Annotated in this window: 25 protein-coding genes and 1 pseudogene; 21 read left to right on the top strand and 5 right to left on the bottom strand. The window is 35.0% G+C overall.

What is annotated here, in order from left to right; all coding sequences use genetic code 11:
* Nucleotides 1–57: 57 nt before the first annotated feature.
* Nucleotides 58–231, top strand: a complete 174-nt coding sequence (locus tag FD31_RS14005; protein ID WP_157049134.1) for a hypothetical protein — start codon at nucleotides 58–60, stop codon at nucleotides 229–231.
* Nucleotides 232–407: 176 nt separating this feature from the next.
* Here FD31_RS14005 and FD31_RS14000 read toward each other — a convergent pair whose 3' ends face one another.
* Nucleotides 408–587 (bottom strand): DUF2207 domain-containing protein, encoded by a 180-nt coding sequence (locus FD31_RS14000; protein WP_137432112.1) that lies wholly within the window; start codon nucleotides 585–587, stop codon nucleotides 408–410.
* Between the two features lie 151 nt (nucleotides 588–738).
* Between FD31_RS14000 and FD31_RS14260 the strand changes: the two genes are divergently transcribed.
* Nucleotides 739–876: a hypothetical protein gene (locus FD31_RS14260; RefSeq protein WP_164480477.1), complete on the top strand. Its 138-nt coding sequence runs from the start codon at nucleotides 739–741 to the stop codon at nucleotides 874–876.
* A gap of 44 nt (nucleotides 877–920) precedes the next feature.
* Here the strand turns inward: FD31_RS14260 and FD31_RS00535 are convergent, their stop codons facing one another.
* Entirely contained in the window at nucleotides 921–1,427 is a 507-nt protein-coding gene (locus tag FD31_RS00535) for an aminoacyl-tRNA deacylase (RefSeq protein ID WP_057890809.1), read from the bottom strand.
* Nucleotides 1,428–1,602: 175 nt separating this feature from the next.
* On the opposite strand from FD31_RS00535, the gene FD31_RS00530 reads away from it, so the two are divergent.
* From FD31_RS00530 to FD31_RS00445, 18 genes and pseudogenes are all read left to right on the top strand, one after another.
* Nucleotides 1,603–1,785, top strand: a complete 183-nt coding sequence (locus FD31_RS00530) for a hypothetical protein (protein ID WP_057890808.1) — start codon at nucleotides 1,603–1,605, stop codon at nucleotides 1,783–1,785.
* Nucleotides 1,786–2,070: 285 nt separating this feature from the next.
* Nucleotides 2,071–2,949, top strand: a complete 879-nt coding sequence (locus FD31_RS00525; RefSeq protein ID WP_057890807.1) for an ROK family protein — start codon at nucleotides 2,071–2,073, stop codon at nucleotides 2,947–2,949.
* 170 nt (nucleotides 2,950–3,119) lie between these two features.
* Nucleotides 3,120–4,613, top strand: a complete 1,494-nt coding sequence (locus tag FD31_RS00520) for a PTS fructose transporter subunit IIC (protein ID WP_057890806.1) — start codon at nucleotides 3,120–3,122, stop codon at nucleotides 4,611–4,613.
* A gap of 18 nt (nucleotides 4,614–4,631) precedes the next feature.
* The gene (locus FD31_RS00515; protein WP_057890805.1) at nucleotides 4,632–5,078 is read left to right on the top strand and encodes a PTS sugar transporter subunit IIA; all 447 of its coding nucleotides are present in this window, start codon (nucleotides 4,632–4,634) and stop codon (nucleotides 5,076–5,078) included.
* A 34-nt stretch (nucleotides 5,079–5,112) separates the two neighbouring features.
* Nucleotides 5,113–7,740 carry a glycoside hydrolase family 38 N-terminal domain-containing protein gene (locus FD31_RS00510; protein WP_057890804.1) on the top strand — a complete coding sequence of 876 codons (2,628 nt, stop codon included), beginning with the start codon at nucleotides 5,113–5,115 and terminating at the stop codon, nucleotides 7,738–7,740.
* Between the two features lie 11 nt (nucleotides 7,741–7,751).
* On the top strand, nucleotides 7,752–8,555 hold the full coding sequence (locus FD31_RS00505; protein WP_057890803.1) for a MurR/RpiR family transcriptional regulator: 804 nt from the start codon (nucleotides 7,752–7,754) through the stop codon (nucleotides 8,553–8,555).
* A 10-nt stretch (nucleotides 8,556–8,565) separates the two neighbouring features.
* Nucleotides 8,566–9,939 carry a glycoside hydrolase family 1 protein gene (locus tag FD31_RS00500; RefSeq protein WP_057890802.1) on the top strand — a complete coding sequence of 458 codons (1,374 nt, stop codon included), beginning with the start codon at nucleotides 8,566–8,568 and terminating at the stop codon, nucleotides 9,937–9,939.
* A gap of 518 nt (nucleotides 9,940–10,457) precedes the next feature.
* Nucleotides 10,458–11,693 (top strand): RNA-guided endonuclease InsQ/TnpB family protein, encoded by a 1,236-nt coding sequence (locus FD31_RS00495; protein ID WP_147007273.1) that lies wholly within the window; start codon nucleotides 10,458–10,460, stop codon nucleotides 11,691–11,693.
* Nucleotides 11,694–11,866: 173 nt separating this feature from the next.
* Nucleotides 11,867–13,864, top strand: a pseudogene (locus tag FD31_RS00490) (glycoside hydrolase family 31 protein); the annotation flags it as partial.
* A 184-nt stretch (nucleotides 13,865–14,048) separates the two neighbouring features.
* A complete protein-coding gene (locus FD31_RS00485; protein ID WP_057890799.1) occupies nucleotides 14,049–14,450 on the top strand; it encodes a hypothetical protein in 402 nt (133 codons plus the stop codon).
* A gap of 352 nt (nucleotides 14,451–14,802) precedes the next feature.
* Complete coding sequence (gene prmA / locus FD31_RS00480) at nucleotides 14,803–15,720, top strand: 50S ribosomal protein L11 methyltransferase (protein WP_057890798.1); 918 nt, start codon at nucleotides 14,803–14,805, stop codon at nucleotides 15,718–15,720.
* Nucleotides 15,701–16,450 carry an RsmE family RNA methyltransferase gene (locus FD31_RS00475; protein WP_057890797.1) on the top strand — a complete coding sequence of 250 codons (750 nt, stop codon included), beginning with the start codon at nucleotides 15,701–15,703 and terminating at the stop codon, nucleotides 16,448–16,450. Before prmA ends, FD31_RS00475 begins: the two co-directional genes overlap by 20 nt.
* Nucleotides 16,451–16,460: 10 nt before the next feature.
* Nucleotides 16,461–16,799, top strand: coding sequence for a hypothetical protein (locus FD31_RS00470; RefSeq protein WP_057890796.1), 339 nt, complete (start codon nucleotides 16,461–16,463; stop codon nucleotides 16,797–16,799).
* 89 nt (nucleotides 16,800–16,888) lie between these two features.
* The gene (locus FD31_RS00465) at nucleotides 16,889–19,120 is read left to right on the top strand and encodes a RelA/SpoT family protein (RefSeq protein WP_057890795.1); all 2,232 of its coding nucleotides are present in this window, start codon (nucleotides 16,889–16,891) and stop codon (nucleotides 19,118–19,120) included.
* Nucleotides 19,120–19,557, top strand: coding sequence for a D-aminoacyl-tRNA deacylase (gene dtd / locus FD31_RS00460; RefSeq protein ID WP_057890794.1), 438 nt, complete (start codon nucleotides 19,120–19,122; stop codon nucleotides 19,555–19,557). Before FD31_RS00465 ends, dtd begins: the two co-directional genes overlap by 1 nt.
* Before the next feature lie 2 nt (nucleotides 19,558–19,559).
* A complete protein-coding gene (locus tag FD31_RS00455) occupies nucleotides 19,560–20,183 on the top strand; it encodes an HAD-IA family hydrolase (RefSeq protein ID WP_057890793.1) in 624 nt (207 codons plus the stop codon).
* Between the two features lie 11 nt (nucleotides 20,184–20,194).
* Entirely contained in the window at nucleotides 20,195–20,590 is a 396-nt protein-coding gene (locus FD31_RS00450) for a hypothetical protein (protein ID WP_057890792.1), read from the top strand.
* Between the two features lie 293 nt (nucleotides 20,591–20,883).
* Nucleotides 20,884–21,747 (top strand): GNAT family N-acetyltransferase, encoded by an 864-nt coding sequence (locus FD31_RS00445; protein ID WP_057890791.1) that lies wholly within the window; start codon nucleotides 20,884–20,886, stop codon nucleotides 21,745–21,747.
* 87 nt (nucleotides 21,748–21,834) lie between these two features.
* Here the strand turns inward: FD31_RS00445 and FD31_RS00440 are convergent, their stop codons facing one another.
* Nucleotides 21,835–22,557, bottom strand: coding sequence for a sugar isomerase domain-containing protein (locus FD31_RS00440; RefSeq protein ID WP_057890790.1), 723 nt, complete (start codon nucleotides 22,555–22,557; stop codon nucleotides 21,835–21,837).
* A 134-nt stretch (nucleotides 22,558–22,691) separates the two neighbouring features.
* Between FD31_RS00440 and FD31_RS00435 the strand changes: the two genes are divergently transcribed.
* On the top strand, nucleotides 22,692–23,405 hold the full coding sequence (locus FD31_RS00435; protein WP_057890789.1) for a GntR family transcriptional regulator: 714 nt from the start codon (nucleotides 22,692–22,694) through the stop codon (nucleotides 23,403–23,405).
* Nucleotides 23,406–23,894: 489 nt separating this feature from the next.
* Here the strand turns inward: FD31_RS00435 and FD31_RS13835 are convergent, their stop codons facing one another.
* Together FD31_RS13835 and FD31_RS00425 are read right to left on the bottom strand one after the other, a co-directional pair.
* Entirely contained in the window at nucleotides 23,895–24,422 is a 528-nt protein-coding gene (locus FD31_RS13835) for a histidine phosphatase family protein (RefSeq protein ID WP_083483535.1), read from the bottom strand.
* Between the two features lie 78 nt (nucleotides 24,423–24,500).
* Nucleotides 24,501–25,802: an N-acetylmuramoyl-L-alanine amidase gene (locus FD31_RS00425; protein ID WP_057890788.1), complete on the bottom strand. Its 1,302-nt coding sequence runs from the start codon at nucleotides 25,800–25,802 to the stop codon at nucleotides 24,501–24,503.
* Nucleotides 25,803–26,540 lie beyond the last annotated feature (738 nt).

Here is a 26,540-nt window from a genome sequence, read left to right as displayed (position 1 = left end):
TATCACTCTTTATTTTAGTATTTTTTGGTTAAAATTAATAATAAAAGGACGTGCAAAATGAATTTATTGATGAAACTTGACCGTTGGTTGGGTATTTTACTATTAGTTGTGGCTCTTTTAGGTTTTATTTTTAAATGGTTTAGCAATTCACAGCTACTTTCGGCCGCGGTTGCTGGGGGAGTTCTATTGTTGATTTCGGCAACAGCTGATATTGATCGACCAAGTAAATAAGAAACAAAAAGGAATTATGACTTAACCATTTTTTCTTAAATATGCAGCATAAACGTGGAACAAAACATAGCTTTTTCCGCTTAAAACAAATAACGCTAGCAATCCAAAATCGGATTACTAGCGCTATTTGCCTTAATGCTCGAAAGCTGACCATGTTTTGTTCCACTCTCGTTGTTTTAGTTTACTTTTTTACGCCCATCAGGGGTATATTTATTGTTTTGATGTCTTCGATAGAGATAATAGATACCACCGATGATTGCTAGGATAACAATCAATGGCAATATTATGTGAATGAAGAATGAGAATAGTAGTAGGGCAATAAAGAAGCCCAAAACGTATTTCCAAATGTTATTCATTTAGTTCTCCTTTTCTAATTGTGTCTTAAATTTTATTCGAAATCCTTATAAAGTCAAGTGAAAGTGCTTTTGATTGACTTTAATTTCAAAAGCAAGTAGTATAACAATCAGTCGCTACCCTTTGATACGGAACATAAAGGAGATGTGAATAATGAAATACAGAATTTTATTAGATCTTAAGGATCAATTATTCACCGCAGTTGATGTTAACGATAGCAATAACTTTGGCAACGGTACAACCATTGAAAAAGCTATTAACAATTTAAAAAACAACAATAAAGCTGCATAAGGTATAAATTTAATTCGTCAATGACTTTGGTCATTGGCGTTTTTTTATTCTGGATTATCAACTGCAAAGTCACCAAATGTAGCGTTAACGGATTTAGCTAAAGCGTGTGGTTCAATTAAAATTGATTGACCAACTTTACCAGCCGAAACGATAATCTTTTCAGAACGTTCAGCTTCATTATCGAAGAAAATTGGATAATTGTGTAGTGAGTGGATACCAACGGGACTATTAGCGCCATGTTCGAAACCACTTGTCTTAATAAGATCCTTTAATGGAACCATACCAACTTTTTTATTACCGGAGAGTTTGGCTAGCATCTTATAGCTGAGATGTTTGTCTAATGGCAACATTCCCACTAAAGGACCAGTTTTATTACCAGTCAGAACTAAAGTTTTGTAAATTTTATAACCATCACGAGTACTCTTATCGGTAACTAACTCTTGAGTATCACCGTCGGATTCTGTTTCGAAAGTCATTGGAATGTAATCAACTTTTTCTTTATCGAGAATTTTCTCAACTAATGTTTTTTGTATTTTTTTCTTTTTACTCATTTTTTCTTTTCAACCCCTAAAACTTAAAGCTTACTTAGTATATAATAACAAAGCTACTAATTTTTAAAAGTGAAGTGACCTTGTAATAGGGGAAATTTAATTTTATTTTTCAGGTTCATTTTCATGCGATTGTTATATAATTATTAGCGTTACAACAGGATAAGGAGCGATTATCATGAGTTTTTTCAAAAAACATCAAGAAGATCCTGCCAAGAATGATTTTAGTAAAATTTCTCAAGAAATTAAGAATAGTCCTAAAAAATTATCTGAGGCTCAAAAATTATTTAAGAATGATGAATCTTTAAGAAAAAAAGTTGTCGATGGTCCTAATAAGGTATCTCAAGACGATGATAAGTAATAAAGGCGAATTGGAAGTTATTAAGTATGTAGCATAAACGTACAACTAAACATAACATTTTCCGCTTAAATACAAATAGGGCAAGTAATCCAAAAATCGGATTGCTTGTCCTATTTTTTATATGATTGAAAGCTGACCATGTTTTGTTCCACTCGCTGTGAAATAAAAATCAGGTCACTTGAAACTATTTTCAATATTAATTAAATCGGTTGTTAGTTGCGCATTTATCAGCTAGTATTTTGATTAATATTAGAATATTAAATAAAAGTTTGGGGTGGAATTTCGATGAATGCAGACAAATTAATTGTGATTGATATTGGCGGTACTTCTATAAAATATGGACTGTGGAATCAACGAGAAATGGCTATTTCAAATAAAAATAATGTTAAAACCCCTGATACTTTAGAAGAGTTTTATGGAATTATTAAATATATTGCTGATAAATTTAAAGGGGATGACGTTCAAGGAATCGGGTTAAGCATTCCAGGAGCTGTCAATCAAGCAAGCGGAATTATTAATGGTGTCAGTGCATTGCCATATATTCATGGATTCCCAATTTTGAAGGAATTAGAATCGCTAACTGGTTACAAGATGACGATGGAAAATGATGCAAGTTGTTCGGCTTTAGCGGAGCTCTCGACAGGAGCTGCTCGTGATTTCGATAATATTGTCTTTTTAGTTATAGGTACAGGTGTTGGTGGAGCGATTGTGATTGACGATCACATCGTTTACGGAAGCCATCTTTACGGTGGTGAATTTGGGATGATGTTAGTCCAAAATGGTCAAACTCTGAGTTCACTTGGTACAGCAGTGCATTTGGCTGAAAGATATAATCAAAGATATCAGACTAATTTTTCTGGAGAGCATATTCTTAAACTAGCTGATGCTGGTGATCGAGGTGCCATAAAAGAGGCTCAAGTTATGTATGATAGTTTGGCGCAGGCTATTTATAACTTGCAGTTTGTTACTGATCCAGAGGCTATCATAATCGGTGGTGGCGTTTCCGCAAATAATAACTTTTTAGCTAATCTAAAAGCTACTGTTTCAAAATTAATGAGTGCCTGGGGAGATACTCCGGTATTGCCACAAATAAAACCAGCTAAGTATCGTAATGATGCCAATTTAATTGGAGCTGCTTATAATTTTTATAATCAAATTAATTGATGAATATTATTTATAAAATGAAAAGATACCTTTGCATAAAGGTATCTTTTTTTGTAAAAAATTTCAGAGATAAATGCTGATAAGTAAATAGTTTCTAAATATACAGAAAGCGTTTACTATTTATTGACTATAAATTATTATCAAAGTATCAAAACAAAGGGGATGAAAGAATGGCTAAAAAATTAGTTGCAGTAACAGCGTGTGCTGCAGGAATTGCACATACTTATATGGCGGCCGAAGCAATCGAAAAAGCTGCTAAAGAGCTTGGATACGAGGTTAAGGTTGAAACTGACGGTGCTATTGGGGCCGAAAATAAATTAACCGATGAAGATATCGAGAATGCAGATTTAGTAGTTGTGGCAGCCGATATCAAAATTGATCCAATTAGATTTACTGGCAAGCGACTCTTTGTCACTGATTCGAACGATGCAATCAATGATGGAAAAGCAGTTATTGAAAAGGCTGAGAAAGAAGCAACTGTTTTTGGTAAAAAAGGTGGCAAGGTCGGTAAGATTCAGATTGGTAGTAATAAAGAGAAAACTACTTTCTTTACTCATGTCATGAGCGGTATTTCATACATGTTACCAATGGTTATTGCTGCAGGACTTATTTTAACTATTGCCAATTTATATGCATTCCAAAAAGATGATTTAGGTCGAATCGTTAAATGGGGATTTGATACAAGTACTCCAATGGGAATGCTAATGTCCAATTTATTTCAAGTAGGTCAAGTTGGTTTTAAATTGATGATTCCACTATTTGCTGGATTTGTTGCTAATTCAATTGCTGACAAACCTGCGATTGCACCAGCTATGATTGGTGCTTATATTTCAAATGATCCTGAACTATTACATGCTAAAGCCGGTGGTGGTTTTATCGCTGCCATGTTAGTTGCTTTTATTGTTGGTTACTTTGTACTACTTCTAAAGAAAATTAAATGGCCTAAAATTTTACAACCGATTGTTCCAATTATGATTATTCCATTTATTGCGACCTTGTTCATATCGTTAATGGTCTTTTATGTTATCGGTAAACCGATTGCTGGTGGTATGGATGGACTTTATTCATGGCTAAATTGGATTAATGCTAATTCAGCTAGTGCTCCAATTATCTTGGGTGCAGTTATTGGTGCCATGATTGGTTTTGACTTAGGTGGACCTGTTAATAAGACAGCTTTGATTTTTGGGACAGCTATTTTTACAGATACGATGACAAAATACGGTATTCAACATGCTAACTTTGTTCCCGGAACAGCAGCTCAAGCAGCTATTTCAGTTGCTCCGTTAGGTGTGTGGTTGGCTTCAATTATTTGGAAAAATAAATTTTCTAAAGATGAAAAAGCAGCAGCTAGTGCGGCTCTCGGAATGGGATTAGTTGGTGTTACTGAGGGAGCTATTCCATTTGTGGCGTCTGATCCACTTCGAATGATTATTGCAAATGTTTCAGGTTCAGCTGTTGCTGGTGGGTTAGTTGCTGCAACAGGATGTAAATTTTATGGTGGTATTGGATCTCCATTAGGAACTTTTATCGGATATATTGAACAACCAATTCCGTTTGTTACATGGATATTATGTGTTAGTGCTGGTATTTGTGTAACAGCTTTAATAATTGGTATGACGCGTAGTACAGCAGTTATTGAAGCTGCAAAGAGTGTTGATGAATAAAATAATGTAGGTGAAAACATGGAAAAAGAAATTTTCAATCAAACTAATATTTTTTTTGATAATGAAAGTCAAACACAGGATGAAGCTTTTCAAAGTATTGCAAAATTTGTAAGTTATAACGGATATAGCACATCAGAAAATGATTTTTATGAAGGACTGAAGAATCGCGAAAAAGAATCTACAACTGGATTTAAAGATGGGATAGCCATTCCACATAGTAATGATGATAGTGTCGTTAAGCCAGGCTTGTTCTTAGTGAAATTTTCAAATGCAATTGAATGGGATTCCTTAGATAAAAAGCCAATCACAGTTGCCTTTGTCCTAAGTATTCCCAAGAATGGCTCAACTGAACATTTAAAACTGTTGAGTAAAATAGCACGGAAATTAATGGATGAAAATTTCCGTCAAACTATTTTAGAAAATGAAGACAAAGTAGTTTTGGCAACAACAGTTGATGAAATTTAAATTATAAAAAGCCTCTCTTTTGAAAGGAATTGATATGAAAAAAGTACACGTAATTCAACATACGCACTGGGATTTCGAGTGGTATTTCACTAGAAATGAAGCCATCGTGCAATTTGTATATCATATGGACGAGGTTTTTAAGGCATTAGAAAAACAACAAGTTGATTATTATTTATTAGACGGTCAAATGAGTATTCTTGAGGATTACTTAGATGCATATCCAGAAAAGAAGTTTGAGTTGACTAAGTGGGTTCAAACGGGTCGATTGTTTATTGGACCTTGGTATACACAAACTGATGAGTTGATTGTTACAGGTGAATCCATTATTCGTAATTTGAGTTTAGGGATGAACTTGGCAAAAAAATTAGGCGGTAGTCAAAAAATCGGTTATTTACCAGATTCGTTTGGGCAAGGGGCTGATATGCCTAAAATATACAATGGGATGGATATCCATGATGCCGTGTTTTGGCGTGGACTGTCAGCTGACAAAACCAAATCCAGGGAGTTCAACTGGAAATCTGAAGACGATTCAGAAGTTACAGTGGCAAACATTAAGGATGGTTATTTTGTTGGCGTAGGTTTAATTTACGATGATAATGCAACAGAAGTTATAGAAACAGTTGTGGATGGTGCCACGATTGATGATATCGTTTTGCCAGTAGGTGGAGATCAGCGTTATGTTGATTATGATTTAAAGGAACGAATTTCTTTCTATAATCAACAGTTAATGGATAAAGATACATACTTATTTGAAAGCAACTATCCCAAACTGTTTGAAGACATTGAACAGTATAAAAATACGCTCGATAATGTTTCAGGCGAATTCATTAGTGGCTCAGTTTCAAAAATACATCGATCCATTTATTCTTCAAGATATGATCAAAAGTATTTAAACGATAAAGTTGAAAGAAGGATGATTTATCAGTTAGAACCTCTAATGGCTATGGCTGATCGAGTTGGTATTCCGTATAAAAAATCTTTGCTTGATAAGATTTGGAAATTGATTGTTAGAAATCAAGCACATGATAGTGCTGGTGGTTGTAATAGTGATAAAACGAATCAGATAATTTTAGAGCGACTTCGTGAAGCAGATCAATTATCATATTCAGCAGTTGATTATTTAACACGTAAAATTTCAGAATCTGAAAAAAATAAGCAGTCTAATGACCTAACTTTTTTCAACACGTTGCCTTTTCCAATTCAAAAGGATATTGAATTTAAAGTTTCCTTGAAAGAAAAGAATTTTGAGCTTTTTTATGAAAACTCCAAAATTCCTGTAGATATCTGGAATGTTACTAAGAAGTATCATGGTCAGATTAAGCGAGATGAATCTCAATATCTTGATGATGATTATTACTATGTTTATGATTGTTCGGCTCAAATTACAATACCTGCTTTGCAATGGATTACATTGAATATTAAGCCGATTACGGATAAAACTATTGAAATAGTTCCCGCAAAAGACTGTGACCAAATTCAAGATTCTCATTATCAAATTAAATTTCATGATGGACAACTGGCATTATTAAATCTTCAGACTGGCAAGACAATCGATAATTTCTTATCAATTGTAGATGACGGTGATGAAGGTGATACCTATGACTATTCACCAGCATACGATAACCAAGTTTTAGATTTAAACTTTTCAGACAGTCAGGTAAGTTGTGAGTGTGGCAATTTACGTCAACAGTTAAAAATTAAGGGTATTTGGGATTTACCCAAGAATTTAAGTGAACGAAGTTTAAATCAAAAGACAGTCCAAATTAATTATGAATTGCAGCTAGTATTGGATGACAGCGGCTTAGTTAAAACACATCTGCTCATTGACAATCAAGCAGAAGATCATCGGATGCGAGTTGTGATTAAGTCTAATACTCAGTTAAATAATTATTCATATTCAGATACACAATTTGGTTATATTAAACGACCAGTCGTTGATCCACACTTGCATGATTGGCAAGAAATTGGTTGGAATGAAGAACCAACTGCAATTTTCCCAATGATTCATTATGCTAATTTGCATGCAGACGGAGGCAGTACAACTGTTTATTCAAAGGGAATAAAAGAGTATCAGATTGATGGACAACAATTCGATCGTATTGCCCTGACGTTGTTCAGATCGGTCGGTTTCTTGGGACGACCAGATTTAATTAGACGTCCGGGTGTTGCTTCTGGAAATCAATTTACTTATATTCCCACACCAGATAGTCAGTTGAAAGAACAACTTCATTTTAAATTTGCGATTGGTTTCGATGAAAAATTCAATCCAGTACAGGCAATGGAGACTTTTCAAACCTACGCAACAAGTAACCCGTACTATCAAGTACAAACCTTGAATCAGTTTACGAATACATTGAAGTATTTTGTTATGCATGAGTTAGACGACCAGATTGAAAGTCACCCCTTCTTTGAAATTATGACTGATAATTTGATTTTTAGTAGCTTAACAGAAAGTGAAGATAAATCTGGCTGGCTAGTTCGAATTTATAACCCTAATAAATTTATTTGTGATGGAAATAACGTTTTAATTCTAAACAAGCCTTGTATTACGAGTTTGACGGACTTTACTGGTAAAATCGTTAAGAACCTGGGTGAACAAAGAAAAGTTTCAATGGAATCCTTTAAACCTGGAGAAATTAAGACGATTAAAATTAACAAGTAAAGAGGACAATTATGGCCAATGAAGTTAATGATTTATTTTTATTAATAGAATCTAAGCGTAACGATTTTACTTCAGTGGAACAGGTTATTGCAGATTACTTTATTGCAAAACGAAAAATTTTAAGTATTAGTAATTTGGCGAAAGAAATCGTTGTTTCAGCACCGTCAATTACCAGATTTTGTAAGAAGTTGGGTTTAAATAACTACAAAGAATTAATTTTTCTTTATAGTTTGTCATTACGGGATCAAACGGTAGATGCCAGTATGATTTCAACGCCAGTGACTGCTAGTTATCATGCATTAGCAACTCGAAGTGATGCCTCATATCGTAGTCAGGCTGTAACAAATTTTTGTGATTTGATTCACTCGACCCAAATTATTTTATTTTGGGGACTGGGATTTAATTCTTTTGCAGGACAAGACTTTACGTTTAAGTTTTCTCGATTTGGAAAGTTTATTCAGGTTTATAGTGATCAACATTCAATTTTATTATCAGCAGCATCAGCTGGAAAAGATAATTTGATTTTGATTTCTTCTTTGAGCGCAAAAGATTCCAATATTTTAAAGGCGATTCAATTGGGTAAGGAAAATGGAGCGCAATTTCTTTTAATAACCGCAAATGAGGATTCACCTTTTATTGATTACTGTGAAGAAACGATTTACGCAGCTAGTTTCTCACCCGATGAAGCTTTGGGCAGCGTTTCACCGCAAGTGCCAATTTTGATACAACTAGATATTATTTATTCAAAATATGTTAATTTGCACAAAAACAGTGTCGATAAATGGCTACTCTCAGAAAATATTTTAAAAAATTGAGGATTGATTGATGATAAAATTTCCAAATGATTTTTTATGGGGTGCTGCCGCATCAGCTCCACAGACGGAGGGACACAGTTCACGTAACGGAAAGTCGGCGACAACTTGGGATAAATGGTTTGAATTGGCTCCTGAAAAATTTAATGATAATCAGGGTCCTGAAAATACATCTAATACATATGAAATGTTTGTGGAAGACGTCGTTAATATGCGTAAAATCGGAATGAATTCTTACCGAACTTCGATATCATGGGCTAGGTTGCTTCCGGACGGACAAAACTTGAATGATGAAGCGGTTAATTTTTATCGGACATATTTTCAAACGATGATTGATAATGGCATCGAACCAATTATTAATCTATTTCACTTTGATATGCCTTGGTGGTTAATGGAAAAAGGTGGCTGGGAGAATCGTGAATCAGTCGATGATTTTGCTTACTATGCACAAGTAGCATTTGAACAGTTTGGTGATTTAGTTCACCGCTGGACAACTTTTAATGAGCCGACAGTACATATTGAATGTGGTTATTTGTATGGCTATCATTATCCAGCAGTAGTTGATTTAAGGCGTGCTATTCAAGTTGGTTATCATACTCTGATGGCACATGTTATGGCAGTACAAAAATTTCATCAAGTTAATGTGGATGGTCAAATTGGAATCATTTTGAACGTTTTACCGGCATACAGTCGCAGTGATGATGCTAAAGATTTAGGAGCAAAAGCAATTTCTGATTTATTGAGTAGTCGTAGTTTTCTAGATCCAGTTGTTTTAGGGCATGTTCCCAATGAATTGGTAAAATTGCTGAAGAGGAATGAACTATTGCCTGAAATTAACGATAACGATAAACAGTTAATTATTGATAATACTGTTGATTTCGTGGGAATTAATTACTATCAGCCACGTCGAGTTCAAGCACCGAAAAATCCGAATTTCCCTGCTAAAATGCCAAGTGATTGGTTTGAATCGTACGATTGGCCAGATAAACGAGTTAATCCTTATCGTGGTTGGGAAATTTATCCGCCAGCACTTTATGACATTGCCATTATGATGCGCGATGAATATGGGAATATTCCATGGTACGTGAGTGAAAATGGAATGGGTGTAGCTGACGAAGAAAGATTTATAGACGATACTGGGATGATTAATGATCAGTATCGAATTGATTTTATGAAGGAACATTTAGAACAATTACATAGGGGAATTGAAGCAGGTAGCAATTGTTTTGGTTATCATATGTGGACGTTCGTTGATTGTTGGTCTTGGCTTAATGGTTATCGGAATCGCTATGGATTTTATAGATTGGATTTGAATAATAACTATAAGCGAACTGTGAAAAAGAGTGGTTTGTGGTTTCAACAAATAACACAAAATAATGGATTTTAAATTGTAAAAAAGAAAACGTTTTATCTTTGTTAAGAATGTTTAACTAAGATAAGGCGTTTTTTCGATTTGACATCTAAACTGTGGCCAATTACGATAATCCAATAATAGTTAGCGCTTTCTTAAAATGGGAGGAATTAGTTAATGAGTAAAGTAATTGCAGGTAAGACTTATCGTTTTACGGTTATTACCGATAATTTATTGAGAATTGAAGAAGATACTACTGGTAAATTTGAAGACAGACCAACCTAAACGGTTGTTGATCGAGAATTTGGTAAACCTGATGTTCAAGTTCTATATGATAATAATGGTCACAAAGTAGAGATTGAAACGAAGGGATTTCATAAAAGTCGCTAGATAAGGAAACCCAGTAATTTATTGCTGGGAGGAATTATCGTTTTAAGCAACACCTTTCTTAATATTTTTTTGTATATTTTCTGCTTCTATTTACAGCTTAATTTTCTTTGATTTGTTATACTGCGCCTGTCTTAAAGAAAGGGCTGGGTCAGATGAATATAGCTATGTCAGAACTACCATTCCACTATGGTTTGAAAATGAAATGTTACCCATCATTCAAACAAAAACAGACGATTGAACATAATATCAATGCTTCTCGGTTTGCTTACAATGAGATGGTTGCTATTGATAAAGAGTTGTATATGCTATCTAAATGTAAATTGTCCATCAAGGAAGTTCTGGATCGTATTGCCTACTTGAAAAAGCGTAAGTCTACCAAGTATATCTTTGGACTTCACTCATGGTTAGACAGTTATAAAATCGGTACAGATGTGGTTAGTATGTCCAAACGTACTTATCAAGCTGCTTGGAATTTATTCCGTAAGGTACATACTCACGGAACACCTAATTTTCATAAGAAGACTGGATATGGCAATTTCCAATTGCCCAACCGATATTCTAGTAAAGTAAGTCCTAATTTATTTAACGGTAATATCAAGTTTTTGGATAACAGTCATGTAAAGGCTGCTCCTTTAGGTACTATTCGTGTTTCCGGTTCACAGAAACGGTTACTTCAACGAAACCAAGATATTAGAATTGGAACAGTCACCGTTTTAAAAGATTCAATTGGTGATTATTATATTTCTATGCAACTCGGTTCTGATACCCCATTCATTGATAATCAACCTAAGACTGGCAAACAACTTGGTATTGATCTTAATATCGATAACTTTCTAACTGATTCCGAAAATAACATTATCGGTAATCCAAGATATTATCGTAGAATCAAAGGTAAATTAGCTAAAGCACAACGTAAGCTGTCACGTAGACAATTGAGAGCAAAGAAGGAACATCGTTCACTTCGTAACTCTTCTAATTATCAAAAGCAACGTTTGCTGGTAGCTAAGATACATAAATCAGTCATGAATCAACGTTCAAACTTTCTAAGTATTCTTTCAACTGCACTTATCAAGAACCACGATTTGGTAGTTGCGGAGGACTTAGCAAGTAAGAATATGTTGAAGAATCATGCTTTAGCTATGAGTATTTCAGATGTTGGTTGGAGAACGTTTCTACAACAACTAGAATACAAAGCTGAAATGTATGATAGGACATTTATTAAAGTTAATCCTAGGAATACAACTCAAATGTGTTCCGATTGTGGCTATCTGATGAAAGGTGAAGAACACCTAACACTTTCAGATAGGGAATGGACGTGTCCAAACTGTAATAAATATCACATTCGAGATCATAATGCTGCTAAGAATATTCTTGCAAAAGGATTGAAGAAAATAGTTTAGTACATACAGTCCGTTGGGCAACTTGTGGACTATAAAGACCTTGGTAATTGCTATGTAAGTCCTGGAATACTTAGGTATATCTAGGCGACGGTGTATCTAGGTAAATTGTGATGTACATTACCTTAGGGTAATGTACTCTCACAAGCTCGGTACTTTAGTGCCGAGTAGTTGACCTTTACTATGATGGCGGAAAGCTTTCTGCAGAATCACTCTACATTGATATTAAAAAAGCGTATTCGACTTATCAAAATCGGTGGTATTTTGGAGCTGATAATGATGATCATAATCAAAATTTACGCGGAACGGTTCGAACGCTTGACCGTGCTAATGGCGCAATTCCATTAGATAAGGGGATCATGTCACGTGATGGTTACAGCTATTTGGATGATTCTCAGTCGTTTGTCTATTTAAAAAATTCAGATTCATTTGTTGCTCGGGGAAACCAGGTTGTTGATGGTTATTTGTTCTGTTATGGGCGTGATTATCAGAAGACATTACGTGATTTTTATCAATTAACAGGACCAACACCGCTATTACCCCGGTATGCATTAGGCAATTGGTGGAGTCGTTATTATCGTTATACTCAAGCGGAGTATCAGGCATTGATGGAAAAATTTGATCAAAAGAAGGTTCCTATTAATGTTTCCGTCTTAGATATGGATTGGCATAAAGTACAAATACCGCAAAAATATGGTTCTGGCTGGACTGGTTATTCTTGGAATAAAGAGTTGTTTCCTAATCATCAAAAATTACTTCAATGGCTTCATGATGATGGCAAAAAGGTGACTGTCAATGTTCATCCAGCGGCCGGAATTAGGGCCTATGAAGACAGTTATCCAACCGTTGCAAAAGACTTGGACTTAAATACAACAGCTGAGGAGCCAGCAGCTTTTGATTTAGAAAATAAAAAATTCCGTCAAGCATATTTTAACGATGTTCACCATCGACTAGAAGCTGAAGGTATTGATTTCTGGTGGTTAGATTGGCAACAAGGTTTAGCTAAGTCGGCACAAAAAATGGATCCACTTTGGCTATTGAATTATTATCACTATACTGATAATGATCGACGAACTAATGGTAATGGATTGATTTTAAGCCGTTATGCGGGTCCGGGTTCACATCGTTATCCATTGGGCTTTTCGGGTGATTCGGTCATCTCGTGGGAATCCTTAGCTTTTCAGCCATACTTTACAGCTACGGCAGCTAATATTGGTTATACCTGGTGGAGTCATGATATTGGGGGACATATGCGTGGTAGTTTTGATGGAGAATTGGCAACACGTTGGTTACAGTTTGGAGTCTTTAGTCCAATCAATCGGCTACATTCTTCCAACAATACTTTTGCTGGAAAAGAACCATGGAATTATCGCTTGGATTTGGAGCAATCACAAGAAAAGTTTCTACGTTTAAGGGCAAAATTGATTCCATACATTGATACTGCCAATTATCAAACACACGAACATAGTGTGCCAATTGTAAAGCCACTTTATTACGATTATCCAAATCAAGTTGAGGCATATAGCTTTAAAAATGAATATTTCTTTGGTTCTGAAATGTTGGTTGCGCCAATTACACAACCTCATGATGAACAAACGCAAACAGCATACAGTACTACATGGTTACCAGAGGGCAAATGGGTTGATTACTTCAGTCACCTTAAGTACAACGGTAATTCTGTGATAAAAACTTATCGTGATACTGATAAAATACCGGCTTTTGTACGCCAAGGAAGTTTAATTGTGACAAATCCGCAATATATGGAAAATATTTCTCATTTACCAACTAGGTTAGAAGTAGAAATTTTTAATGGACAAGATGGACAATTTGAAATGGTGGAACATCTGGGGGATAAATTAGCAAGAACTTTATTTGTTTGGGATGATAAACAACAGTCATTGACATGGCAAGTTAATGATCCAAATCATATAATTCCAAGCACACGTCAAATTGCGCAACACTTAATTCAATCAAATTATTCAGATGTACTGAATGAATTTCAAGCTAGATTGCAAAGAGCATATATTAGTTTTGATTTGAAACAACAGCTATATAATGCCTTTGTGGCAGACGATTATAGTTATCCTGCATTTAATAATCTATTGAATACATTAACAGATAGTAATTTGAGAAGTAGTTTAAGTGAAATGACGTACATTAGGGAATCATATTAAAAAAATTCGATGGTCCTTTTTGGGGATTATCGGATTTTTTTATCCATGAAATAAATATATTTTTGTTTTAATAGACTAGGAATCAATCTATCATTGACTTCTTATGATGATATTAATTTAAACTAATGCTTTCCATAATTATATTCATATGATATTATATTAAAAAGAAATGAGGTGTAGGACTATGACAGTACAAACAAGTCGATATCGTATATTAGAAACAAATGTGCTCTTAGAAAGATTTGTCACTTATAACGAGGTGTTCACAGAATATTTTAAGACGATGAAAATTATCGAACGGGGGGAAGCGTTGAGATATGAAACATACTCACGTTTGGCCGATAATTATATTTCAAATATCCATCGTTTTATGAAACTGTGTATTTCCTACCTTGAGAAATACAATCTTCAAAACAGTGTACTTGCTGAAAAATTAAATAACTATTTTGTTGATTTGATTGATGCATTGAATTGTATGGATACTAATAAAAATTTAATTAACCATTTAGGTTTAGAAGAAGCTCGTTCCAAAATTAAAGCCAGCCAAGCTGAATTCCTCAATTCGCTTAATATTTTCATTAAATAAAGACGGTAACGTCTTTTTTTTATGGCCTTTTTCTAGTAATCTAATAAATAACTAGGGTGCCGCCTCCGGTTGCGAGAAATTGAGGTTGCTGTGGGGACCGACTGGAGCCAAGGTCTCCAGTCTCGATTTTGAGCTTCGCAAAGTACGCGAATCTCAAAACTCGTCCCGTAGTGTAAGGGCTAACGCTACCTGCACTGCTACCTCAATTTCTCGCGCCCTCCGGTTATTACATTAATTGTGACCATTGTCACTGATAGAAATAATTAATGAAAATAAAAAAACTAGTCGGAAAATTTGAAAAATATTCTCTGGAGACGGCATCATCATAGATACAAGTGGAGGAACAATATAAATGCTTTGGAAAAAAATATCGGTTGCTATTCCTAATGACTTCGATCCTGAAATCGTTTCGGACGTCTTCATGCGAGTTGGTGCTAATGGTACTGAAATGGTTGACGATGAAAATGATGCCGTTAAAACAAAAATCAATTCTTATTTTGATGAAAATAGTTTTGATGAGAAAATTGTCAATAATTTACAAATGGAAATTAATAAATTACCTGAATTTGGTTTTAATATTAAAGGTGTTGAAATTTCAGTTAGTGAGTTGGACGATAGTAGTTGGGAAAATGAATGGAAACAATATTATCATCCAGTTAAAATCAGTCGTTATTTGACGGTCGTTCCTAATTGGGTCGACTATCAACCTAAGTACGCTGATGAACATATCATCGTAATGGATCCAGGTAAATCTTTTGGTACTGGGACTCATCCAACGACATATTCATGTATGCAAGCGTTAGAATTAATTTTGGGTGATGCTGATTCACTTTATGATGTTGGTACTGGCTCAGGGATTCTTTCAATTCAAGCACGTTTACTTGGCGTTAAGGATATCAAGGCTTATGACCTTGATCCTGAAGCTGTTCGGGCCGCTAAGGAAAATATTCAATTGAATCCGGGCTGTGAAGACATTGAAGTGTTTGAGAACTCATTACTAGATGGTGTTGAAGGTAAGGTTGATGTGATTGTTGCCAATATGTTAGCCGATGTCATTCAACAATTTATTCCAGATATTAATAATCATTTGAATGATAATGGTTTTGTTGTATTATCAGGTATTATTAATGAGAAAGAACAACTAATTACTGATCAAATGGCTGAGCAAGGTTTCATTGTTTTGGAATCTTTCCATTTAAAAGGTTGGTCAACATTGATTTGTAGAAGAAAAGAAGAGTTTGAGGCAGAAGATGGAGCAATACTTCGTTAAAGAAATTATAAATAGTAATAAATTTACGATTGATGAGACAGAAACTTTTAAGCATGTAGCAAAAGTGATGCGACATAAGGCAGGTGATGTCGTCTATCTTGTTGACCCTAGTGAGAAGTTATACGCGGCAACGATTGAAAAAATTGATTTGGACAACAACAATATTTTGACTAAAGTGTCGTTAGTTGACCGTCCTAGCACTGAAATGCCAGTTAAAGTGACGATTGCTTGTTCACTATCTAAAAAAGATAAAATCGAATGGATTACGCAAAAGTCGACGGAATTAGGTGCTACAACGATTATTTTCTTTGACTCTAAGTATTCTATTATGAAATGGAAACAAAATGTTGTTGCTAAAAAGTTGGACCGTTTGCAAGAAATTGCTAAGAATGCGGCTCAACAATCGAAACGACGGATCATTCCACAAGTTATTTACGTCAATAAATTACAAGATTTGTTAAACTATAAGGTAGAAGCCAACTTGGTTGCTTATGAAGAATCAGCAAAACAAGGTGAGATCAGTCTCTTAGCACAAACATTGAATCAAGATCCTAAGTCAGTTTTATGTGCATTCGGGCCTGAAGGTGGCTTTGCGCCAGATGAAATTGATTTTCTTAATCAAGCTGATTTTGCATCAGTCGGATTAGGACCACGAATTATGCGAGCAGAAACAGCACCCATGTACTTCTTATCAGTGCTATCATATAAATACGAACTAACAGTAAAATGAGGAACAAATCGTGAAAAACATTTGGAAAAAAGTTGAAAAATCAAAAACAACTTACATTGCTTTAATCTCAATCATTTTGGTATTTATTATGCCAATCTTGTTTAATCTCTTTCATTTAGGAAGAACCAACCGAATTATTTGGTTATTCTTTATTATCAATATTTTATTTGCTAGTTTTATTGGCTGGTTTTCGAAAAAATATGGCTTGTCATTTTATAACTTAGTTATTTTTCCAGTTATATTTGTGATAAGTGTTTTCGTTAAATATGGTCGTTATGGGTACTTTTTAGCCGGGATTTACTTAGTTTTAAGTATTTTGATTTATTTCTTGTTTGATAAAGAAAATTAATTGATATTTAGCATTAAAGCAATCATAATAATATGTAAACTTAAAAGCACTCGCTGAGTGCTTTTTATTGTAACGGGGTGAATATTTCCATGAAAAAAATAAAAGATTATACACCAGAAGAAGTTTTAGATATTTGTCGTAGTTATATGAATGATGAACACGTTGAGTTTGTCAATAAGTCTTATCAGTTTGCTGCTTACGTTCACAAGGAACAAAAGCGTGCTACTGGTGAGCCATACATTATTCACCCAACTCAAGTAGCAGAAATTCTAGCTTCATTGCACATGGACCCTTATACGGTAGCTGCTGGCTATTTGCATGATGTTGTTGAAGATACTAATGTGACATTAGGGGATGTCAGAGAATTATTTGGTGAGCAAGTTGAGACCATTGTTGATGGCGTTACCAAAATTAGTAAATATAAATATCACTCCCACCAAGAATTATTAGCTGAAAATCACCGCAAGATGTTGTTAGCAACAGCTAAAGATTTACGTGTCATTATGGTTAAGTTGGCTGATCGTTTGCACAATATGAGAACGTTGAAAGCTTTGCGCCCTGATAAACAACGTCGAATTGCAAATGAAACTTTGGAAATTTACGCTCCATTAGCTGATCGTTTAGGTATTAGTAAGATTAAATGGGAACTAGAGGATTTGTCCTTGCATTACATTAATCCTCAACAGTACTACCGAATTGTTCATTTAATGAATAGTAAACGTGATCAACGAGAGGCTTATATTGCTGAAGCCATTGACTATATCAAGACTAATGTTGACGCCCTAGGCATCAAATACGATATTTACGGTCGCCCTAAGCATATTTATTCCATCTATAAAAAGATGCGTGATAAGCACAAGCAATTTTCTGAACTATACGATTTGTTAGCTATCCGAATTGTCGTTGATTCAGTTAAAGATTGTTATGCTGTCCTAGGTTCAATTCACTCCAAGTGGAAGCCAATCCCTGGTCGTTTTAAGGATTATATTGCGGTTCCAAAAGCCAATGGTTATCAATCGTTACACACAACAATTATCGGACCCGGTGGCCAACCACTTGAGGTTCAAATTAGAACTTTTGAAATGCATCAAGTTGCTGAATATGGTGTTGCTGCTCACTGGGCTTATAAGGAAGGTAACTTTGAGGGTGTTAACTTAGACGATAACGAACAAAAAATCGATGTCTTCCGTGAAATTCTTGAATTACAGGAAAACTCTGACAACGCATCTGATTTTATGAAGTCAGTTAAGGGTGAAATTTTTAACGATCGTGTCTATGTTTTCACACCAGAAGGCGAAGTTATTGAATTGCCAAAGGGCGCTGTCACGTTGGATTTTGCCTATCAAGTTCATACCGAAGTTGGTAATCATTCCATCGGTGCCAAAATCAGTGGCAGAATGGTGCCATTAAATTATCAATTGAAGAATGGTGACATTGTTGAAATGTTGACGAACTCCAATTCTTCACCAAGTCGAGACTGGGTCAATGTCGTGTACACATCTCGGGCTCGGAACAAGATCAAACGTTATTTCAGAACCAAAGACCGTGAGGAAAATATTGTTCTTGGCCGGGAATCAATTGAAAACGAATTAAAGAATCGTTCTTTATCAAGTAAGAAGTATCTTGATAAAAAACATTTGGAAATTGCAATGAAAATTTTCAATTATACTGAGCCGGATGAACTCTTCAATGCGGTTGGTTATGGTGAACTTTCTCCAATTAACGTTGTTCACAAACTCGTTAGTGAAGATCCTGATCGGAAAAAAGAAGCTGAGAAAAAAGAGCTTGAAGAACAGGTCATCACTAATACTGATGATAAAGTTACGCAACCACAGACTGATAGTCCCAAACTCCAGAAGGAACGTAATAATGCCAATACTAGTATTTCTGTCCAAGGAATCGATAATTTATTGATTCGTTTGGCTAAATGTTGTAATCCAATTCCTGGGGATGAAATTGTTGGTTATATTACTAAAGGCCGTGGGTTGACGATTCATCGCGCTGACTGTCCAAATGTTCAGAGCGAGGAAGCTAAGAAACGCTTTATTGATGTCAGTTGGGATAATGTGACGAAAGAGAAGCGTTATACAGCCGAATTGGATGTTTATGCGTTCAATCGGAATGGTTTGATCAACGAAGTTTTACAAGTAATCAATTCCAATACTAATACCTTGAATAATGTGATTGGTCGTTTGGACAAAGAAAAAATGGCAATTATTCACGTAAGTATCGGTGTTAATAATAAGGAACATTTGGATAATATTATTTCGAAATTGAAGAATATCCCAAATGTCTATGAAATCAAGAGGACGGTAGCTTAATGAAAGTTGTAATTCAACGAGTATCTCAGGCAAAAGTAACTGTTGATGACAAAATCCTTGGTCAAATTGATCAAGGATTTTGTTTGTTAGTTGCCTTTGCTGATGAGGATACAGAAGAAACACTCGAATATATGGCACGAAAAGTAGCAAATATGCGTGTCTTTTCGGATGCTGATGATAAAATGAACTTAGCAATTAATGATGTCGATGGAAAAATTTTATCCATTTCCCAATTTACACTCTATGCGGATACGAAACATGGTAATCGCCCTAGTTTCACTGGGGCGGGGAATTTTGAAGCGTCAACGAAGAAATATGACCGCTTTAATGATTTATTGAGGGGATACGGTTTAACTGTTGAAACTGGTGAATTTGGGGCCGACATGCAAGTGTCACTAACTAATGATGGACCAGTAACTATTTTAATGGAGAGATAAATATGAAAAGCATTGTTTGGGACTTTGATGATACTATTGCCAATAGTTATCCCGGGATTGTCTCAGCGACACAAAAATCTCTGCGCGAAAACTTTGGTATTAGTCTATCGAAAGATACAATTTTTAAAGAAGCCAAGAAGAATTCCGTTCGCAAGTTTGTAACGGAACTATTGCAGGATCAAGATGACGTTGAACAAGCTGTGAAAGTCTTTTATGTCAGTTATTTTAGATATGAGAAAGATTATCATGATAAAATCACCTTGATTCCTCATATCAAAAATATTTTAAAATACTGTGATGAGAAACATTACATTCAGTTTATCGTTACACATCGTGACCAATCGATTTTTCCACTAGCTAAATCACTTGGAATTGAACATTACTTCAAAGAGATTATTAGTGTAGCTGACGGTTTCAAGCGTAAACCGAACCCAGATATGTTAAATTACTTGATTAACAAGTATGACTTGAAGAAGGAAGATCTTTGGGTCGTTGGTGATCGCCAAATTGACGTTGACTTCGGTAAAAATGCTGGTGCTAATACAATTTTATTGAACGCTGATAAAGTTGACTTTGATCGTGATTATCAAGTGAGCGACTTGCTTGAAATCGAAAAAATAATTTAATGGATGTAACTATGGAAAACAAACTTGAAAAATTAACTTACGACCAAATTGTAGCGATACATTTGGCAATTGAAGATAGTGAAGAAATCACCTTCAGTGAGAAACGACTTCAAAGTAACATCGAGTTTTTAAATCAATTTGATAATTTGAATGTTTATTTGACGCATTTATTCTGTACAATCATTTGTGATGATATTTTTGAAAAATACAATACACAAACAGCGATTGCCGCCATGGACTTCTTCTTACGTCGCAATGGTTACAGTTTGAATTTAGCTGATGAGTCTGAAAAAGAAACGATTATGGGATTAGTTCAAACAATTAAGGATACACGTGAATTGAAGAAGACTGAATTGAACTATATTCAATCTCGTTTGGCTGATTGTATTCATCCTTATAGTGAGTAATAAGAATGCCACCTCCAGGAACAAGAAAATTAGGTCGCTATGGGGACCGATTTGAGCCGAAGAGCGGTCTCAAATCTCGATTTTGAACCTCGCAAAATACGCGAGTTTCAAAACTCGTCCCGTGGTGTAAGGACTAAAGTCCTAACGCCACCTGCACAGCGACCTAATTTCTTGTTCCTTCCGGCTAGTTTATTCGTTACCTTTTTATGAGTTTAACGTTCAGCTTTAATCTAAATACGACAAAAACACCTATTTTATAGGTGCTTTTTAGTTTATCGGAGGAACCGAGCAATATGACGTACCGTTTAGTTAAGCAAGTCCGTGACAATGAAGTTTTACGACAAAGTTTTATTGAATTAGCAATTGAAACCTTCGATTTATCATTTGAGCAGTGGTTCCAAGATGGTTATTGGTCTGATAATTATATCCCATACTGTTTTGTTGCCGATGAAAGGGTAATTGCCAATGCTTCAGTTAATATTATGGATGTTAATTTTGCTGATGAAAAACGTCGTTATATTCAAATCGGAACAGTAATGACGGCTGAAAATTATCGCCATCAAGGTTTGTCACAACAATTAATTAATGAGATTTTACAAGATTATCAAGATGCTAGTGCTGTTTACTTGTTTGCTAATGAAACCGTTTTGGATTTTTATCCTAAATTTGGTTTTACGGCAATGTCTGAGTATCAAACGAGCCTGTCAATAGAACCGGTGGCGGGAGATTTTCAGAAGTTACCGATGGATCAAGCAAAAAATCGGCAACTCTTAAAGCAGCTATATCAAGTTTCTAATCCGTTTTCAAAGTTAAGCGTAACTGACAATTATGGATTATTGATGTTTTACTGTGGCAACTTTATGGAAGATTGCGTTTATTATTCCGCCAAACGTAATTTAGCCGTCGTTGCGATTCAAAGTTCGACTAACTTAGAATGTTTAGATATTTTTGGTGAAACCGAATTAACGTTAACGGAAGTTTTAAGTGAAGTTGCTAGTGAGACAACAGAGATGGTGCACTTAGGATTCACTCCGCCAAAGACTGTTGGGATGAGTTTGAAAAAAATTAATAGTGATGAACAATTATTTGTTTATTCTGCTAAAGAAAACATCTTTATTAATAATCAATTGATGTTTCCATTATTGTCACATGCCTAAAAAAGTCAGGTAATTCTGAATAATTGCAATGAATCCTAAATAGGGATGCAGTTATCAGAGTACCTGACTTTTTTATTAGTAAACTTTTTAGCTACGTTTGTATTTAGCAAATAATCGTTCGTTATATGCATCTCCACCATCGATATTGCTGCTACGAAAGACAGGAACATCTTGGCCAGTTTGAACTTCATTTTCGACAAAATCACTAACGATTAATTGCGCAATGAAACAACTCATAATCGTTGATGTGGGACCAGTTTTGATTTCCTTAGAATGGCTAATGCTAGCATCACCGTAAACTGAACGGTTATCTAAAACAACATCAGCAATTTCAAACAATCTTAGACCACTTTCGTGGCGACTAGTACTGTCTTTCGATGCTTCTAAAGCAGTGATTCCAATGATATGAACACCAATTTTTTTCAAGCGTAATCCAAGTTCGATTAATAGGGCATTACGACCGGAGTTAGAAGTCATTACGATAACATCATCTTTTTGGAAAGTATAAAGTCCCATCAAGACATCCGCATAAGCAGTAGTCCGCTCAATCAAAGTACTCTTGAACGCATGGTTCATACCTAATTCGTTTTCCAAAATAGGAATAAAGTCAGCGTAACCACCGGCACGGGCAAATACTTCTTGTCCGACGATGTAAGAATGACCAGTTCCAAAGAAATAGACTTTGTGACCGTGATGGATACTGTTACTAATCATTTGTGATGCTTGTTGGATAGCTGTTTTCTCTTTTGTAATGACATGGTTCATATCGTTATTGATTGTTTGATAATAGGATTCCATTAAATTTTTCATGATAATTCCTTCCATCCTTAAGATTGTATATACAATATTTATACATTGATTGTACTATATTTTTCGATTTATACAATAATCATGGACAAATTAATATATAATTGTCTTATCAAATGGTTAGGAAGTGTCTTAATTTGAATGCAAAACTCTCAACTAAACAAATTACACAGCTTTTACATGATGAAATTACTCAACTCAAGAATGCTGATAATAAAAAATTTGCGACTGAAAAGGAAATTAAGGAACGCTTTAACATTAGTCGCATGAGTGCACGTCAAGTTCTAGATAATTTGGTCGGTGATGGGTTGCTTTATCGTGAAAAGGACAAGGGTGTCTTTATTAACAAACGGATTCTACAACGAAGTCAGTACATTCACAGTTTTACTGAACTGATGAATGAGCGGGGATTACGACCAAGTAGTCAAGTATTGGACTTTCAAAAAATTCTACCTCCAGAAATTGTTCGATTGACATTAGGGATGGCTGAAGAAACTGAGTGTTACTGCATTACACGTTTACGTTTAGCTGATGAGCAGCCATTTGCAGTTGAAAAAATTTATACACCAGTTAAGTTGTTTCCTAATCTGGAACAATATGATTTTGCTAAGGATTCATTTTATCGGATTTTAGAACAAGAATATCAGCAAAATTTTTCTTACGACAAAGAGGTAGTTAGTGCCACTAAAGTTGACGGTGATATAGCTGAAAAACTATATGGTAAGAAGTCAGGTGTGGCGTTAAAAGTTATTGATACGCTATATGATACTGATCAAAATCCACTTGAGTACACTGAGTCTTGGTATCATGCCGAACGGTATTCTTATGTGTCAATTACTCAGAAACGATAGCAAAAAAAGGGGGGCTGTGGTATAACTGCTTTATTTCTAAACATGCAGCATAAACGTGCAACAAAACATAGCTTTTTCCGCTTAAAACAAATAGCGCTAGCAATCCAAAATCGGATTACTAGCGCTATTTGCCTTAATGCTCGAAAGCTAACCATGTTTTGTCACACTCTGCATTTTATATAGTTTTCGATAGTGCGTCCATTCATTACGTTCCATAAGAAAAGTTTCACCGGTCTGCATGTTTCTGACTTTGTAAACAGTTGAGAAGAAATACAGATCCATAAGTGAAGCAATTAAAAGTAAAACACCAATGCCTCGGAAAAAGAGAGTTGCTAAGCCAATCAACAATTCAATAAATTGCCGACGGTTATAAGTTCGAAAGAGTTTTGGTAATCGTTGTTGTTGGTCATAGAGCTGACGTGTATTTTTAGTTGGTAAAGATTTTTCGAAATTTTTGATAATGATTCCCCCAATCGAGCTAAAACTATATTAATAATCTAATTCATAAATACCGCAGTATGGAATTTGTGTCCGCATATCTAGTCCCATCATTCGACGAATAACTTGACCGTGAGTAACACAACCGATGCAATCATAATCATTTTTATATTTGTCCAAAACTGACTTAACACGAGTAACAATTTGTTCAGCAGTTTCATAATCCATACCTGAATTATGTGTATTGTGTAAATAATCATTGTAGGCAGCCTTAACTTGCGGATAACCAGTTAATTTTCGACCAGTTAAGTCAGGGCGCCATTCATGGAGCATCAATTCAACTTGTGTTGGTAATTCGGGATGTTGCTTGGTGATTTCCAAAGCGGTTTGCATGGTTCGTGTGTATGGTGAAATTAAGAGTAACTGCATTTGGTTAAAAATGGGATTTAAGGCCGTTTTTTGGGCCACTTTGATTCCGTATGGTGTTAAACGAGTTAAATCACGTCCGTATCCGACGTAACCGGCTTGGTCAACTTGCTTGAAATCTGGTTGAGAATGACGAATCAAATATACTTTCATTAGCTGAACCTCCGTTGGTTGGTCTAACTATAACAAAAAAGAGCTACCATTTAATAATTAAATAGTAGTTCTTTTGATTTACTTAAAGTATTCTTTTAAGCCATTAGCTACATCTTTAGCAACTTCAGCTTTATAGTTAGCAGAATTGATGTATTTATAATCTGACTTGGAATTAATGTATCCAAGTTCAATTAAGACTGATGGTTGACTGTTGTAATGTAAAACGTAAAGATCTTTTTGAGCAGTGCCACGATTACCAATTGAGAGATTCTTGAGTTGACTATTCAAATCGTCAGCTAAGGAACCATCTTTATCTTTATTGTAGTAGTAAGTTGTCACACCAGATCCAGCATTATCCTCGGCACTAGAGTCGAAGTGAAGACTGATAAAGGCATCAGCTTGAATTTTACTTGATAAGCGTGCACGTTCACCAAGTGACTTACTGTCATCACCAGAACGAGTTAATACTACTCTTGCACCAGTTTTCTCAAGTTCTTGTTTGATAGCTTTTGCATAGGCAAGGGTGAAGTTCTTTTCATAAGTGCTCTTCTTTGACTCAGCACCAGAATCATTTCCACCGTGACCAGGATCAATTACAATGGTAGCTTCAGAAATATTTGTGGCTGCTGATTTAACGGCACTCTTTGTTCCAGAAATAGTTACGACCCAGCTAGCAACGTAGCCGACAGATCCGTCAGAATCACGCACTTTGTACCATTTACCATCTTTACTCAAGTAGTCAAATTGTTTACCAACTTTGGCGGTTTTAACAACACGACCATTTTGATCAGGTTCAATTCGTAGTTTGGTATTTGGTTGCGTAACAGTGACCTTTTTGATGTCATTGTCAGAGGTATTTGAAGAATTGGATGAACCGGATGTTTCTTGAGTTCCTTGAATGAAACTTGATTTGACCCAACCGGCAGTGCCGTTATAAAGAATTTGAGTCCAATCTTGTTCCTGATACATGATTGTAACTTTTTGAGACTGTTCAATAGTTCCTAAAACATTACTGCCGGCATCAGCATTTTTGAATACCGTTGTGTTAGGTACTTTAACGATTCCAACTTTATTGGTTGCCGAACTAACATCAGTGTTATCGATCAACCAGCTGGCGACCCAGCCAATTTTATCTCCGGATAATCTGACTTGATACCATTTGTTTTTTTCGTCGAGGATGGCAAGTTTGTCACCTTTTTTAACTTGACCCATATTGGCATAGGATAAGCCAGGACCAATACGGACATTAACAGAGTCAGACTGAACAACAACGGCATTGGCACTTGCTAAAGCCACTGTGGACCAACTCGAAAGGGCGAGTAATAACAAAATAGCAACAAGAATCCGGTTTTTAATAAAAAATCGTATTGTCTTCTTCATTTAATTGATTCCTTTATTGTCAAATAAATGACATATAGTTAGTGAAAGTTAATTAAATATTGTCGCTTAAGGTCCCATAGTATGTGAAATTACTTGGGACCTCCGGTTAAGGTTTTTATTTTATAGTTTGATAAAATTTAACTCGAACTAATTGTTTTATAAATAGAAAATACGAAAACTTAACTATTAATTAATCTTACTTTAGCAACAATTAGAGTAGTTTTACAACTTTCAACTTTTAGGCACACATTCTATATGTATATCTTACTTAATATAGTAACAAGTTAAAAGAATAGATTGTAAATTTCCTAATAAAATTTGACATTTTAGAACTTTTGTTCGTATAAAATTGGCTAATTTAGAATATTTTGCTGTTTTGTTGATAGAAAAGGGGTTCTTATCTTTAAATATACTGTTTCTAGAACTTCAAAATATTCTCTGTTTGTATAAAAACAAAAGTTTCCATACTATTAGCACGATGATTTTATAACTAGTTATTGTTTTTTACGACTTATTTTTGATATTTAAGCTATTAGTGTGACTATTTAAAGAGATTTTTATACTCAAAAAAGAATCAGTATATATCAGTTAGTTTAGTCGGTCCTCACAGCAGACTTTGTCACGTGTATCCGGAGACGGCATTTTTTAAATAATTAAGCAGTTGAAACCGATAACATAACGAAACTGGCTTGACAACTTATTGGATTTTGGATAGTTTATAAGTATATTCGTAATCAA

The organism is Companilactobacillus nantensis DSM 16982, assembly GCF_001435815.1.
Classification (GTDB): Bacteria; Bacillota; Bacilli; order Lactobacillales; family Lactobacillaceae; genus Companilactobacillus; species Companilactobacillus nantensis.
The sequence above is the reverse complement of the archived record's forward strand: the minus strand, read 5'-3'. Positions and strand labels throughout refer to the sequence as shown.

Coding starts and splice junctions, on each gene's coding strand:
- FD31_RS14005 (WP_157049134.1), top strand. CDS start 58: ATGAATTTATTGATGAAACTTGACCGTTGGTTGGGTATTTTACTATTA.
- FD31_RS14000 (WP_137432112.1), bottom strand. CDS start 587: ATGAATAACATTTGGAAATACGTTTTGGGCTTCTTTATTGCCCTACTA.
- FD31_RS14260 (WP_164480477.1), top strand. CDS start 739: ATGAAATACAGAATTTTATTAGATCTTAAGGATCAATTATTCACCGCA.
- FD31_RS00535 (WP_057890809.1), bottom strand. CDS start 1,427: ATGAGTAAAAAGAAAAAAATACAAAAAACATTAGTTGAGAAAATTCTC.
- FD31_RS00530 (WP_057890808.1), top strand. CDS start 1,603: ATGAGTTTTTTCAAAAAACATCAAGAAGATCCTGCCAAGAATGATTTT.
- FD31_RS00525 (WP_057890807.1), top strand. CDS start 2,071: ATGAATGCAGACAAATTAATTGTGATTGATATTGGCGGTACTTCTATA.
- FD31_RS00520 (WP_057890806.1), top strand. CDS start 3,120: ATGGCTAAAAAATTAGTTGCAGTAACAGCGTGTGCTGCAGGAATTGCA.
- FD31_RS00515 (WP_057890805.1), top strand. CDS start 4,632: ATGGAAAAAGAAATTTTCAATCAAACTAATATTTTTTTTGATAATGAA.
- FD31_RS00510 (WP_057890804.1), top strand. CDS start 5,113: ATGAAAAAAGTACACGTAATTCAACATACGCACTGGGATTTCGAGTGG.
- FD31_RS00505 (WP_057890803.1), top strand. CDS start 7,752: ATGGCCAATGAAGTTAATGATTTATTTTTATTAATAGAATCTAAGCGT.
- FD31_RS00500 (WP_057890802.1), top strand. CDS start 8,566: ATGATAAAATTTCCAAATGATTTTTTATGGGGTGCTGCCGCATCAGCT.
- FD31_RS00495 (WP_147007273.1), top strand. CDS start 10,458: ATGTCAGAACTACCATTCCACTATGGTTTGAAAATGAAATGTTACCCA.
- FD31_RS00485 (WP_057890799.1), top strand. CDS start 14,049: ATGACAGTACAAACAAGTCGATATCGTATATTAGAAACAAATGTGCTC.
- prmA (WP_057890798.1), top strand. CDS start 14,803: ATGCTTTGGAAAAAAATATCGGTTGCTATTCCTAATGACTTCGATCCT.
- FD31_RS00475 (WP_057890797.1), top strand. CDS start 15,701: ATGGAGCAATACTTCGTTAAAGAAATTATAAATAGTAATAAATTTACG.
- FD31_RS00465 (WP_057890795.1), top strand. CDS start 16,889: ATGAAAAAAATAAAAGATTATACACCAGAAGAAGTTTTAGATATTTGT.
- dtd (WP_057890794.1), top strand. CDS start 19,120: ATGAAAGTTGTAATTCAACGAGTATCTCAGGCAAAAGTAACTGTTGAT.
- FD31_RS00455 (WP_057890793.1), top strand. CDS start 19,560: ATGAAAAGCATTGTTTGGGACTTTGATGATACTATTGCCAATAGTTAT.
- FD31_RS00450 (WP_057890792.1), top strand. CDS start 20,195: ATGGAAAACAAACTTGAAAAATTAACTTACGACCAAATTGTAGCGATA.
- FD31_RS00445 (WP_057890791.1), top strand. CDS start 20,884: ATGACGTACCGTTTAGTTAAGCAAGTCCGTGACAATGAAGTTTTACGA.
- FD31_RS00440 (WP_057890790.1), bottom strand. CDS start 22,557: ATGAAAAATTTAATGGAATCCTATTATCAAACAATCAATAACGATATG.
- FD31_RS13835 (WP_083483535.1), bottom strand. CDS start 24,422: ATGAAAGTATATTTGATTCGTCATTCTCAACCAGATTTCAAGCAAGTT.
- FD31_RS00425 (WP_057890788.1), bottom strand. CDS start 25,802: ATGAAGAAGACAATACGATTTTTTATTAAAAACCGGATTCTTGTTGCT.